At 60.7% G+C, this 12,520-nt stretch carries 10 protein-coding genes and 1 pseudogene; 5 read left to right on the forward strand and 6 right to left on the reverse strand.

What is annotated here, in order from left to right:
• Positions 1–56: 56 nt before the first annotated feature.
• Positions 57–377, reverse strand: a complete 321-nt coding sequence (locus GGQ68_RS18815; protein ID WP_183968714.1) for a hypothetical protein — start codon at positions 375–377, stop codon at positions 57–59.
• A 681-nt stretch (positions 378–1,058) separates the two neighbouring features.
• Here GGQ68_RS18815 and GGQ68_RS18820 point away from each other — a divergent pair.
• From GGQ68_RS18820 to GGQ68_RS18830, 3 genes and pseudogenes are all read left to right on the forward strand, one after another.
• Complete coding sequence (locus GGQ68_RS18820; protein WP_246429430.1) at positions 1,059–1,754, forward strand: sodium:calcium antiporter; 696 nt, start codon at positions 1,059–1,061, stop codon at positions 1,752–1,754.
• 136 nt (positions 1,755–1,890) lie between these two features.
• Positions 1,891–3,338, forward strand: a pseudogene (locus tag GGQ68_RS18825) (IS1182 family transposase).
• Between the two features lie 368 nt (positions 3,339–3,706).
• Positions 3,707–4,012, forward strand: a complete 306-nt coding sequence (locus GGQ68_RS18830) for a putative quinol monooxygenase (protein ID WP_183968715.1) — start codon at positions 3,707–3,709, stop codon at positions 4,010–4,012.
• 233 nt (positions 4,013–4,245) lie between these two features.
• Here GGQ68_RS18830 and GGQ68_RS18835 read toward each other — a convergent pair whose 3' ends face one another.
• The 5 genes from GGQ68_RS18835 to phnD form a co-directional block, all read right to left on the reverse strand.
• A complete protein-coding gene (locus GGQ68_RS18835) occupies positions 4,246–5,136 on the reverse strand; it encodes an HAD-IIA family hydrolase (RefSeq protein WP_183968716.1) in 891 nt (296 codons plus the stop codon).
• A gap of 9 nt (positions 5,137–5,145) precedes the next feature.
• Positions 5,146–5,982, reverse strand: a complete 837-nt coding sequence (gene phnE, locus GGQ68_RS18840; RefSeq protein WP_183968718.1) for a phosphonate ABC transporter, permease protein PhnE — start codon at positions 5,980–5,982, stop codon at positions 5,146–5,148.
• Positions 5,979–6,785: a phosphonate ABC transporter, permease protein PhnE gene (phnE, locus tag GGQ68_RS18845; RefSeq protein WP_183968720.1), complete on the reverse strand. Its 807-nt coding sequence runs from the start codon at positions 6,783–6,785 to the stop codon at positions 5,979–5,981. Before phnE (GGQ68_RS18845) ends, phnE (GGQ68_RS18840) begins: the two co-directional genes overlap by 4 nt.
• Positions 6,782–7,555: a phosphonate ABC transporter ATP-binding protein gene (gene phnC, locus GGQ68_RS18850; RefSeq protein WP_183968722.1), complete on the reverse strand. Its 774-nt coding sequence runs from the start codon at positions 7,553–7,555 to the stop codon at positions 6,782–6,784. The genes phnE (GGQ68_RS18845) and phnC overlap by 4 nt, the downstream gene beginning before the upstream one ends.
• A 111-nt stretch (positions 7,556–7,666) precedes the next feature.
• A complete protein-coding gene (gene phnD, locus GGQ68_RS18855) occupies positions 7,667–8,647 on the reverse strand; it encodes a phosphate/phosphite/phosphonate ABC transporter substrate-binding protein (protein WP_183968724.1) in 981 nt (326 codons plus the stop codon).
• 242 nt (positions 8,648–8,889) lie between these two features.
• On the opposite strand from phnD, the gene GGQ68_RS18860 reads away from it, so the two are divergent.
• Together GGQ68_RS18860 and GGQ68_RS18865 are read left to right on the forward strand one after the other, a co-directional pair.
• Positions 8,890–9,624: a winged helix-turn-helix domain-containing protein gene (locus GGQ68_RS18860; protein WP_183968726.1), complete on the forward strand. Its 735-nt coding sequence runs from the start codon at positions 8,890–8,892 to the stop codon at positions 9,622–9,624.
• Between the two features lie 164 nt (positions 9,625–9,788).
• Positions 9,789–12,155 (forward strand): ATP-binding protein, encoded by a 2,367-nt coding sequence (locus tag GGQ68_RS18865; RefSeq protein WP_343055997.1) that lies wholly within the window; start codon positions 9,789–9,791, stop codon positions 12,153–12,155.
• The last annotated feature ends 365 nt before the right edge of the window (positions 12,156–12,520 follow it).

The raw sequence follows: 12,520 nt of genomic DNA on the forward strand, positions 1-12,520 counted from the left end.
CATATGGAGATCAACTTTTGCAATTCCCGAAATCGGTCTTTCCGGCTTGGCTTGTGCTAACGGTATTTTTTCTCAGCCAGCGCACGTTCTATGTCCTCTCGCTGATGGCTGAGCCAGAATAGGGTGGATGGGAAAAATAATGCCGCAATGCTATAGATCGAAAACGCGGCTGGTACGGTGATCATCCCCCATTTCACCAGCGGCGCCATAGAGGCGACAAACTCTGGATCATTGAGCATCAGAACGACGATCCCGCCAGATAAAAGCGCTGCGGCGCCGGCCTTATATCCCTCACAGACACGTCTGCCGTACCATTCCTTCACGTAGAGATTGAACATTCTCGGGTTCAGCAAGGCCCTCTTTAGATCGACCTTCATCGGTCTCCCACGCCGATGCTGAGAGCGGAACCATTGTGAACTATGCCTCATGGTTACACCGGTCACATGCCGGTTTCAAAATCGAGAACTTGCATAGTGGCTCGGTCGAACGTGTCATCAGGTATCTCCAAGGTGTTTACGCGGGGGAGTATGTCGAGGCTCGTGAAAGCTGACAATCTTCCACCATGCGGGCGGCGGCAACACGCTGATTCAGACGGAAGCTGACCATCGGTCACTGCAATGAAACGCGCGGCAGTAGCGCCATCGCCATATCGCCCCACTGGTGTCGACCCATAGCCGACCTTGGCTGGGTTCGGCTACGCCGCGACGCAGGTTCACCAAACCTGCCATTCTTCCATCGCGCAGCATTTTCAATGCCTGGATGAGCGCTGATCAAACTTTCATGCCGTACGCTGCCCTCAGGGCAGGACGCTGTGACATACACGAATGGATGACGCATCGGCTGCTTGATGCTTGCTGCGCGCTTTCTTGATCACCGCAGCAAACATTCTTTCGCAATCGCTCTTCGGGTAAGTGAATGGGGCGCCTACTTTCACGAAGGGGAGACGGGCTTCCCATATGGAAAATTGAATTGGACTACATTTACGTCGTCGCCGGTCTTATCGGCCTTTTTTCGGTGGCGAGGCACTGGTGGGCGGCAGCTTCGGGGTTCCCAGGCGTATGACGATCCCGCCACTACTGATCGTCGGCCTGACCAGGCTCGTCTGGCCGATCCGTGTTTCTGGCGGGACACTGCGGCGCGATACAGCTGTCATGGTCACGGCAGCGATTGCCCTAGTGCCGAACTTTGCGATGGGCGAAATCGGCCGGTTGCCGGGTGCCGTGCTGGTGCTTGGTCTGGTTGGCTACCTGATATGGGCCTACCTGCAACCCGGTGACGCCGTCGATGACGACGCTGATACGTCGGTGCTCCCATCGATGCTTATTTCTGCGCTCTGGGTTTTGGGTGGTTTTGTCGTCTTGATTTCTGGTGCACGGTTTCTGGTAGATGGATCCGTGTCCATCGCCCGGGGCTTTGGCATCTCCGAGGCGTTCATCGGACTGACAATTGTGGCGGTGGCCACATCCTTGCCAGAACTTGCCACGTCCATCATCGCAGGCGTCTGGCGTCAGTCAGAATTCGCGATCGGCAATATTGTCGGGTCCAACATTTTCAACGTGCTGGGTATTCTGAGCGTGACGGCGCTGATCAAGCTGATACCTGTCGCCGACCGGTTCCTGACCTTCGATCTGCCAATCATGATTGCGGCCTCACTGGTACTGACTGCGCTGCTTTTGACCCGTCCAGTGATCGGGAGGGGCATCGGGTTGGTGGAGCTGATCGCATACTTTGCCTGCATGTGGTTCGCGCAGTAACTAGGGCTCCTTTTCAGACCTTCGCTGCGCCGCCGGTCCAAGCGCCTGATTGCCCATCGGGCGGAGTCGCTGTCGGCCGAGGCTGTGTGAAAACTCCAGGTTCAGCCATACTGCCTTCACCAAGTGGAGGCTGGTGATGTCGGGCTATATCGAGGGAGTGGACCGGGAGCAGACGCCCCTGTTCCCGGATCGTTTGGAGGACTGGATCTGCGACGACCATCCAGTTCGGGTGATCGATGCTTTCGTCGACGCGCTCGACTTCGCCGCTGCTGATTTCAACCGTTTTGCGCCCGCACAGACAGGGCGACCCGGCTATCATCCGGCCGTGCTTCTGAAGCTCTTCATCTATGGTTACATGAACCGGGTCGCGTCCAGCAGGCGTCTCGAGAAAGAGGCCGGGCGCAATGTCGAGGTCATGTGGCTGACCGGCAGGCTGGTGCCGGACCACAAGACAATCGCTGACTTCCGCAAAGACAACGGACCAGCGATCCGCAAGACCTGTGCCCGGTTTGTCGAGCTCTGCCGCCAGATCGGCGTGGTGGCCGCCGGGACAGTGGCCATCGATGGCAACAAGATGAAGGCGGTGAACAGTGAGGCCCCGAACGCCACCGGTCCGAGAGAGCGGGCCGAACGATCGGAATTTCACGTCAGGCAAGGTTCAGCTTCGGATCACTCACCTCGAGCAAAGCGCGTCCAGGTATCTCGACGAAATGGCGAGAGCCGACCGGCGGGAGCAGTCCGAGCGAAAGCTCCGCAAGATCGAGCGCCTGCAGGAGAAACTGTCCAGGATCCGCCAGGAAGTGCAACGCATGCAAGGGATTGCCACTCAGCTGAAAGAAACACCAGAGGGCCAGATATCATTGACCGATCCCGACGCGAGATCGATGGCAACATACGGCAAGGGCACCGGACTCGTAGGATACAACGTTCAGACGGCCGTCGATACGGTCACGCATCTGATCGTCGCACACGACGTGACCAACATCGTGCATGACCGGGCGCAGCTGGCGCCCATGGCGAAGATGGCCAAGGCGGCTTTGCAGGCGGAAAGTCTGAACGCCATCGCTGACTGAGGCTACTTCAACAGCCCTGAACTGCTTGCCTGCGAAGAAGCCGGGATCACCGCGACGGTCCCGCGACCGGAGAACATCGGGCAACCGCAAGAAGGGCATGTTCGTGAAGGCCGACTTCTTTTACGACGCGGCCAGCGACACCTATACCTGTCCAGCCGGCAAGGTCCTGACCTGCCGCTATACGCGGGAGGAGAACGGTCTGATGCACCGACGCTACTGGCAAAACGACTGCCAGTCTTGCCCGCTACGGGCGCGCTGCACGACGGGGAAAGAGCGCCGGATCACCCGCTGGGAGCACGAACATCTGATCGAGAAGATGTACGGGCGCATGGACGAAAACCCGGGCCTGATGCGCACCCGGCGCTGCACGGTCGAGCATCCGTTCGGCACGATCAAAGCTGCGATGGGCGCTACTCACTTCCAGATGCGGAAACTCCGGAACGTGCGCACTGAAATGGCACTGCACGTCCTCGCCTACAACATCAAGCGCGTGATGAACATCATCGGGTAAATGGCGCTTCCGGAAGAGATCAGACCATAAAAAACGGTCTAATTCCACCCTGGGCATGAGCAACGCGCCCCTCACTTCCAGAGAGCACGGCACCAGGACGCGATCAGAGCCGAAATACGCAATCTCAACTGAACTCGCCCCCTCAGACGGGTACAGAAGCGCTTCAAGGTGAAGAGCTTCCGTTTCTACACAGCCTCGACCCACTCCTGCCGTTCGAAGAAGCAACCGCGGGTTCAGACCGGCGGCGTCATCGAAGCAGTTATTCGTCGCTGCCGCAGCATTTCCTATGACCCGAGGTGGGCGGCGCGAGACTTTCGTTTCAGTCGGTGTTCATGCCACATGGGGTAGGTAAACAAAGGTTTTAACAAATGGCAGATGGCTTGGATCAGACAAACTTGGGCGTACGTTTGTCAGGCCGCCTCATATGCTCATCGGAGCAGGAGGCGGAAGCTGTTCGTCGGCACCTATCCGAACATATTGACCTCACTCGGGCGGAACCGGGATGTATATCCTTTGATGTTTACCCAACGGGAGACCCTCTGATCTGGACAGTGGAAGAGCATTTCCAAGACCGGGACTCATTCACCTCGCACCAAGAGCGAATTCGGGAGTCCGCATGGGGAGCTGCGACGGCACAAATTGCCAGAGATTACAAAGTTACGGGTTTGGACTAACCACTGGGAATTCGAAGCTGACTTGCGGCAGCGAAGCGAGCGGAGGACGAGCCGCTCAGGTCGCCCATTCCTCCGGCCCAAAGTCGACGTTCTTGACTGGCGCTGAGGATGACCAGAGCCAGCCCTTCTTGCCCCTCCTGGTGTTGCTCGCTTCGCCAAGAATTGTGGTCTTCCAAACGGGTTGGTTCACTGCACAAGCTACGGGTGTAGAAAGAAATGCAAGAGTGATGATGTCAGGTGCTTTCAATAAGCCAGTCGGGTTGAATTCCGCTCGACTCAATGAATGGCACTGGCGAAAGCCCGCGGAACAAGCCGTGTTTCTGGATTAGAATGGTACCGAGGCCGGCGGCTGCTCCGCCTAGGACGTCCGTGTGGAGAGTGTCGCCGACCATGGCGATGCGGTGACGGGGAATCCCCGGCAGCCGTTGAAGTGCAGCTTCGAAAGCGTTCCAATAGGGTTTGCCGAATAACGACAGCCCACAGACCGAAGCGATGTCCTGAGCATACCAACCGGGTTCAAGAGACAGGCCGTCATCGCGCGGGGCCACGATGTCGGGATTGGCAACGATGACGGGTCTGGCGTGGGTATGCAGGGCTCGCCCAAGGCGCGCATTGTCTTCCTCGCTCCAGCGCGCGGCGGACAGGAACAGGAAACCCGCAGCTGTGTTCAGCAGACCCGGTTGAGCAAGCAGATCGGCCACGTAATGACCGGGAGGCAGGTCCGAAAGGTCGTCCTCCCCGTCCGTGATCGCTGCCCAGACTCCGTGGACGTTGGGCAGATGGGCAAATGCCACATCCCGGCTGGAGACGACCTCGTTCAGGCTGAAATCAAAGCCCAGCCGATGGTACTTTGCCAGTACGCCCGACCGCGTATAGCTGGCCGCATTGGTCAGCACCACGAGACGCTTCCCGTCAGCACGCAATCGGGCGATGCGCTCGACCGCGCCGGGGATTGGCGTCTCGCCCCGGTTCAGAACGCCGAAGGCGTCGAGGATGTAGGCATCGTAGTCGTCCTTCGTATCTTCAAGCGTCTGGCCGGTGCGCGACGCCTCAGGGAACTGCGCCTGCGGCAGCATGGGCCGCAGGCGTTCATAGCGTGCAAAGGCCGCTTCGGTCGTAATCATTTCTCGCCCTTACAGGATTTTGCGGCGCAGGAAGGAGGAGACCATCTCGCCGAAGATAACCAGCGAGAGAATGGTCAGAAGCACCATGGAAACCTCCGGCCAGTTGAAGGTGTCGATCGCACCTTGCAGGATCATCCCGATGCCGCCCGCGCCAACGAGGCCCAGCACGGTGCTTTCGCGCAGGTTGATGTCCCAGCGCAGGATCGACACGGCAAAAAAGGCGGGCATGACCTGCGGCACGATGGCGTAGAGCACGATCTTGAACTGGGAGGCGCCGCAGGCCTCGAGTGCCTCGACCGGCTTGCGGTCGATTTCCTCGATGGCTTCGCCAAGCAGTTTGCCGAGAAACCCGATGGAGCGGAACATGATCGCCACGATCCCCGCCACGATGCCTGGGCCGAAGATGGCGACAAACAGCAGCGCCCAGATGATAGTGTTCACCGACCGCGAGGACACGAGGATGAAGCGCCCGAGCCAGAGACAGGCGCGGTTGGGCGTGGTGTTCTGCGCCGCGATGTAGGCCACCGGCAGGGAGACGAAGACCGCGATCAGCGTTGCCAGCGTGGCGATGTTCACCGTCTGCCAGATCGCCTCGAGTATGGAGGGCAGATTGGACGCATCCGGCGGCATCATCCGCCCGAAGAGGTCGGCCATCTGCGCAGGACTGTCCCAGACCCAGGCCCAGATCACGTCGATGCTGCCCAAGGCCCAAGCCACCACGGCGGCGGCGGCGGCAAATCCGCCGTAGCGCATCAGGCGTTGTTTCATGGTGAAGCGTGACCAGCTGTCGCGCCCGCTTAGGGCCTCGGAGAGGGGGCGCGGTTCGGAGAGGTTCAAGGTGTTCATGTGATACGCTTTCGTATGACGCCGCTGACCGCTTCGGAAACGAGGATCACCCCGACGATGACCATGGTGATGGCGAGGGCAAAGTCGTAGTCGTAGCGACCGAAGGCATTGGCGAGCGTCGCTCCTATGCCGCCCGCGCCGACGATGCCAACCACGGCGGAGGCGCGCAGGTTGCTATCGAGCTGGTAGATGCCAAGACCCACCAGTCGCGGCATGACCTGTGGCAGCACGGCATAGACCTGCGTGGTGAGGAACCCGGCTCCGGCGGAACGCATGGCCTCGACCTGGCCGAAGTCGATCTCCTCGATCCGCTCGGCCAGCAGCTTGGCGACGAAACCCACGGAGTAGACCACCAGTGTCAGCGCGCCTGCGAACGGGCCGAAGCCCACGGCCTTGACGAAGATGATGGCAACAATCACCGGGTGAAAGCTGCGCGCGATGATGATGAGCGCACGGCCCAGCAGGTAGATCGGCTTGGGGGCGATATTGCTCGCCGCCATGAATGCGAGCGGGATTGACAGGATGATGCCGCCCACAGTGGCGAGGATGGCGATCTTCAGGCTCTCCATGAAGCCGTCGAAAAGCAGGCCCGCGCGTTCGAAGCTGGGCGGGAAGGCCCCGTTGAAGATGCGCTGCGCCCGGCTCATGCCGTCCGCCACGCGGTCCCAGTCGATGGGCAGCGTGGCGAGGGTGAAGATCACGTATACCGCGACGCCGATATAGAGAGCGTAGCGCAGGGCAGGGTTGGCGATGAAGGGTGGTTTGCGCCAGACGTCGCGCGGAATGTCCGGTGTTGCGGTCATGCGGCGGCCCCCACCTCGGCGCGGTCCTGTGCGGGGACGCCGGCGTAAATCTTGTCCATCTCGTCGCGCGTCAGGGCATCGGGTTTGTCGTCGAAAATGATCCGGCCATAGCGCATGCCAACGATCCGGTCAGAGAATTCCTTGGCTTCGGTCACGTTGTGGATGTTGATGATGACGGGCAGGTTCAACTCCTGCGCGAGGTCGCGCAGAAGCGACATGATCTGCTCGGAGGTCTTGGGGTCGAGCGAGGCGGTGGGTTCGTCCGCAAGCAGGATCTCGGGGCGCTGCATCAGGGCCCGTACCACGCCGACACGCTGACGCTCGCCGCCCGAAAGTTCGTCGGCACGTTGGTCCGCGTAATGGGCGATGCCCACACGTTCCATCAACTCGAAGGCGCGGCGGATGTCTTCCTTCGGGTAGCGCCGGGTTAGCGCCGCCCAAGTGGAGATATAGCCCAGCCGCCCGGCCTGCACGTTCTCCATCACGGTCAGCCGATCGATCAGGTTGAAACCTTGAAAGACCATGCCGATGCGGCGCCGTGCGCTACGAAGCTGACGGCGCGACAGCGTGGTGAACTCGGTGCCATTGAGCTCGACGGAACCGGAGGTCGGCTCCACGAGGCGGTTGATGCAGCGCAGCAGTGTGGACTTGCCCGCGCCCGATGAGCCGATCACGGAGGTCAACTGTTCGCCTTCGACCGCCAGGTTCAGTTCCTTCAGTACGGGATCGCCGCCGCCGTAGCGCTTTGTCAGGTTTGTGATCTTCAGCATGGAATGCCTCTTTGGGATGGCGCGGCCAGTGCCCTGACCGTGGGGCGGTCGGGCGGTGCGCAGGAGCCGGCGCGCGCGGACGCGCACCGGGTTGGCGATGTAAGAGGGGGATCAGTTCCCGGCGAGACCCTGCGGCGTGTACTCGACGCCGTTGGAGGCCTGGATCTGACGGATCACGGCCCACTGGTCCTTGTAGGTGATGGGCACGAACTTCGACACGCCGTCAAACTCCTCACCCAGCGCGGTGTCCGCGAAGTCAAAGGAGAAGAAGGCTTCCTTCACTTTTTCGGCCAATGCGGGGTCAAGGTCGTGCGCCATGGTGAAGGACGTCGTGGGGAATGGATCGCTTTCCCAGATCTTGCGCACGTCTGCGGGGTCATAGAGACCGCGTTCGGCCATGCGGTCAACCACCTCGGAGGCGACCGGGGCCGCATCGTAGTCACCGGCGACGACGCCCAGCATCGACTGGTCATGCGAGCCCGAATAGACGACTTCGTAGTCCTTGTCCGGCTCGACGCCAAGGGCCGGGAAAAGTGCGCGCGGCGCCTGGTTGCCGGAGTTCGAGGTTGGCGAAGTATGTGCCACCCGTTTGCCCGCAAGATCCGCGACTTCCTGGATGTCGCTGTCGGCCTGGGTGAAGACCTGCAGCTTGTAGCCGAACTGGCCGTCCTCTGCGCCCATGATCGCGAAGGGCACAGCGCCCGCGAGGTTCACAGCGAACGGCGTCGGACCGGTCGAGAAACCCGCCACATGCAGACGACCGGAGCGCATCGCCTCGACCTCGGCCGAGTTGGACTGTACGGCAAAGAACTGCACGTCTTTGCCGGTGACCTCCGACAGGTGTTCGATAAACGGCTCCCAGATGTCGGCATAAACCGCCGGGTCCTCTACCGGGGTATATGCAAACACAAGCGTATCCGGATCACTCAGCTCTGCCGGATCGGTGGGCGTGTCGGCGACCAGATCGCCGTTGGCGTCGCAATACTGCACGTCGAGCGCGCCGCGTTCGGAGCATTCCTGCGCATAGGCGGCGATGGTGCTGCATGTCAGGATGCCCAGTGCGGTGACCGCACGGGTGATGAATAATGTCATGGTTTCCTCCCTCTGACAGCAGGCGGGGCCGGGCCGCACCTGCATCAATGCACACAGGCTAGGCGCGGGGGGTGCGGTTTGACGAGGATTGAAGTGTTAATGAAACCCCTGCAGGCGGGTTGAAGTGTTAACAGTGTTACAAAGGGCTGCCCACATCTTGAATTTTCCGGGTTTCTGCGCAACGCCTGAGGTCTGATCGTCGGGGAGGCGGTCTTGCCAGCACGTCGCAGGAGGAGCGTCACATGCAGGCTTCCAGTCTGACACCGGGGACCGGCCCCGTCATCGGCATCGTCGATGACGATGCGCAGGTGCGCGAAACCCTGTCGGAGCTGATGCACGACAGCGGCTTCCGGGCCGTCTGTTGCGCGGATATCGAGGCGTTTCACGCACTCGGAGATCCACCCCCCGTGGACCTCGTGCTGATCGACCTGCGGCTGAGGGGGGAATCCGGCCTGACGCTGGCGATACATCTGCGGGAACGGCACGAGATCCCCATCGTGATGTTGACCGGTGTGGGGGACGAGATCGACAAGATCATCGGGCTCGAAACCGGCGCGGACGACTACCTCATCAAGCCCTTCAACCCGCGCGAATTGGTGGCGCGCATCCGGGCGGTGCTGCGCCGCTACGGCCATGCCTCGGCCCGACCTGCGTCGGCGGGCAAGCGTCAGATTGCCTTCGGCGAGAAGCGTATCGATCTCGACGCGCGTCGGCTGCTGGACGGGGACGGCGAGGAAGTGCCGCTGACCAACGCGGAATACCGGCTGTTGGAGTTCTTTGCCCGTAACCCGGAGCGCGTCGTCCCGCGCGAAGAGCTGTTGAAGGAACTTGGTGCCGACACCCAGCGATACGTCGACCGCACCGTGGATGTTCTGATCCTGCGCCTGCGCCGCAAGATCGAGCCGGTCCCGGCCAAGCCGGTGCATCTTCAGACCCGTCGGGCGCGGGGCTACGTATTCCACCTGGGAACCGAATGAGCCGTCTGCGCGATCGGTTCCGTGATCTCGGCGTAAGGATCCGGCTCTCAGCGGCGTTGGCGGTGATGTTCGGCCTCATGCTTCTGGTCAGTGTGATCGGATTGCGGGTTCTTGACCGCACCGAGGTCTGGATGAACGTCCTGCACCGCGACACGCTGACCGAAGTGGCCGCCGCGATGGACCTCTCCCGTGATGCCTCGGATCTTGCGACATCGGCGCCCTTCCTGTTTGCGCTTTTCGCGCCCTATCAGTTGGAGCAGGAGGTCGCCAAGGTCATTTCGAACCTTGATCGCGTGCAGCGATCATCTGGGAGCGATCCGGCTCTGGACCTTCCGCTGTCGCGTCTTCGCAGTGCCATCAACGATCTGGCACAGGCGCTTTTGCCGCAAAGCGATCGCCAGGCGGAGCTGAAGGCCATTGATCGCGCGCTTGTTCGGCTCAACACACGCAGCCGGCGTATGGCTCGCGATGAGGTGTTGCCATTGGGGGTGCGCCAGGACTGGAGCGCGCTCCAGCAGTTGACGGCGGTTGCGCTTGATGCTGCGCGAGCAGAGGAATTAATCGAACTGGGTGGATTCAGCCGCGATTTCCAGCGCCAGAGCGCTGCCCTCCAGTCCTTTGCATCAGGGCATCAGCGCCAAACCTTCGACGAGATTTCCGAAGTCGTCCAGCGCGGAGCAGGGCTGTTCGTGCTCAAGCATGGTCAACTGTCGGCGCGACTCGACGCCGAAAATGCCTTGTTTCGCATTCGGCAAGAAACCCGACGTGTCAACGCCTTCGCCGAGACGAAGGTGGTTCAGGCGGAAGACCGACTGTCCCGGGCACGCGCCGCGACCTCAGACACGCTGGGGTACGCGCGCAATGCCTTTCTCGCGCTGATCCTCTCAAGTCTTTTCGTGGCGGTGACCTCCTCGTTCTACGTGTCGCGGTACGTTGCGCGCAATCTCGAACGTATCTCCGGCGCGATGCGACAGCTCGCGTCTGGGAACCTGCGCGTGGACCTACCCGATCCGCCGACGTCGCAGGATGAGATCGGCCAATTGTTCACGGCGTTTGGCGTCTTCCGCGACAACGCCCAAAAACTCGACCGGCGTACAGCACAGATACGTCATCAGAATGCGCTTTTTTCGCGTGTGTTTCAGAACATCAAGGACGGCGTCGCGGTAGAGGCCGAGGACGGTCGTATAATCGCCGAGAACGAGAATCTGCGTCGCCTGCTCCGGCTTCCGCCCGGTTCGGAAGGGAGGACCGATCGCATGAGCGACTTGATCCTAGCCTCTCCTTTTTCGCGATCTGCCGGAGGAGAGGAGCGCGGTGGTTTCGAGGAATACGGCGATACGGATGGCAACGTGATCGAGATCCACCTGTCGCCCTTGCCTGACGGCGGCAAAGTCTGGCTGATTTCTGCGACCACCGAACGGAAACGCATTGAGGCCCGGCTGGAAGCAATCCGCCGGGTGGAGGCACTGGGCAAGGTGTCGGGGGAAGTGGCGCATGATTTCGGGAATATCCTTTCGAGCATCTCTGGAAACTTGCACTTGCTGGAGCAGGCCCAACCGGAGCGTCGGCGCGATCTGCATAACCGGCTGGGGGCGGCGGTCGACCTGGGAGCCAGCCTGACGGAACGGCTCTTGGCCTTTGCCCGCAAGCAACATCTCGCGCCGCAGGTGACGGATGTTTCGGAACTGGTAACGGGCATGGCGGATCTTCTGGAGATCACCATACCCGAGCAGATCTCGCTGGTTGTGGATGTGCCGGAGACTCCGGTGACCTGTCTGGTCGATCCGGGCCAACTTGAGAGTGCCATACTCAATCTATGCATCAATGCCGGGCAGGCCATCGTCGCGACAGGTGTCGGCGCCGGGCAAATAGTGGTGTCGGTGCAGGCCGACGACATGGTCCGGGTCGTGGTGCGTGACACCGGATGCGGTATGTCCGAAGAGGTGCTGCGCCATGCGACCGAGCCGTTCTTCACGCGGAAGCCCGATGGCAGCGGCACAGGTTTGGGACTTTCGATGGTAGACGGATTTGTGCATCAGTCCGGAGGTCGGCTCGATATCGAGACGGCAACCCATGGCCAATCACGCGGAACGACGGTTTCGCTGTCGTTCCCGCGGCATGAAGCCCCCGAAGAGACGCCGTCTGGCTGCGGTTCGGTTACGGCGTTGGTTGTCGATGATGATCCGGTGGCGCTCGAACGATCCTGCGAGTGTCTGGAAGCTCTAGGGGCAAAAGTCATGCGATCTGCCTCTTTTGCGGAGGCGGTCGAAGCCTTGAAGGCGCTCGAGCATCTCAATCTGATTTTGACGGACCTTTGGCTCGATGACGGGTTCAGTGGGCGGGATCTGATCGTGCAGGCGCGCGGGCTTTTTCCTGAGTGTCATGTCGCGCTGATGTCCACGCGTGGCGCTCCAGCGGATTTGCCTCCGGATGTTGTGTTCGCAGCAAAGCCGGTCACTCAAGACGCCATACGGGAAATTTATTTAGCCGTTCACGGGGCGAAGCCTGCTTCATATTCTTCTAGTGCCTAGTGCCTAGTGCCTAGTGCCTAGTGCCTAGTGCCTAGTGCCTAGTGCCTAGTGCCTAGTGCCTAGTGCCTTAAAGTGGCGGATGTGAGAGCAGGAAAATCAACACTTGAAGTTGCTCGACCTTCGGAGGGGACCGAGAACTGCTTTGTATTGATTGGAAAAGCGGCCCTGTCAAAACTGGGTTCATGCTTAGAAAGGGCCGTACCGCAGCGCTGGTTGGAGGTCGGTTCGGACCATGGTGGAGGTGCTTGTGGCGGCTTTGTGGCACAAATGAGGTGAGGGATTCACTGTGTGAAACCAGCATGATAGCTGGGTGGGTTGAGCAGTTGGTCCCCTACGAAATACAAGATCATGAATTGGCCTTCGTA

This window comes from Sagittula marina (genome assembly GCF_014196795.1).
GTDB classification, from domain to species: Bacteria; Pseudomonadota; Alphaproteobacteria; order Rhodobacterales; family Rhodobacteraceae; genus Sagittula; species Sagittula marina.

What these genes read in the sequence shown, in the direction of transcription:
- GGQ68_RS18815 (WP_183968714.1), bottom strand. Translation starts at nt 377, where the DNA reads ATGAAGGTCGATCTAAAGAGGGCCTTGCTGAACCCGAGAATGTTCAAT.
- GGQ68_RS18820 (WP_246429430.1), top strand. Translation starts at nt 1,059, where the DNA reads ATGACGATCCCGCCACTACTGATCGTCGGCCTGACCAGGCTCGTCTGG.
- GGQ68_RS18830 (WP_183968715.1), top strand. Translation starts at nt 3,707, where the DNA reads ATGGCAGATGGCTTGGATCAGACAAACTTGGGCGTACGTTTGTCAGGC.
- GGQ68_RS18835 (WP_183968716.1), bottom strand. Translation starts at nt 5,136, where the DNA reads ATGATTACGACCGAAGCGGCCTTTGCACGCTATGAACGCCTGCGGCCC.
- phnE (WP_183968718.1), bottom strand. Translation starts at nt 5,982, where the DNA reads ATGAACACCTTGAACCTCTCCGAACCGCGCCCCCTCTCCGAGGCCCTA.
- phnE (WP_183968720.1), bottom strand. Translation starts at nt 6,785, where the DNA reads ATGACCGCAACACCGGACATTCCGCGCGACGTCTGGCGCAAACCACCC.
- phnC (WP_183968722.1), bottom strand. Translation starts at nt 7,555, where the DNA reads ATGCTGAAGATCACAAACCTGACAAAGCGCTACGGCGGCGGCGATCCC.
- phnD (WP_183968724.1), bottom strand. Translation starts at nt 8,647, where the DNA reads ATGACATTATTCATCACCCGTGCGGTCACCGCACTGGGCATCCTGACA.
- GGQ68_RS18860 (WP_183968726.1), top strand. Translation starts at nt 8,890, where the DNA reads ATGCAGGCTTCCAGTCTGACACCGGGGACCGGCCCCGTCATCGGCATC.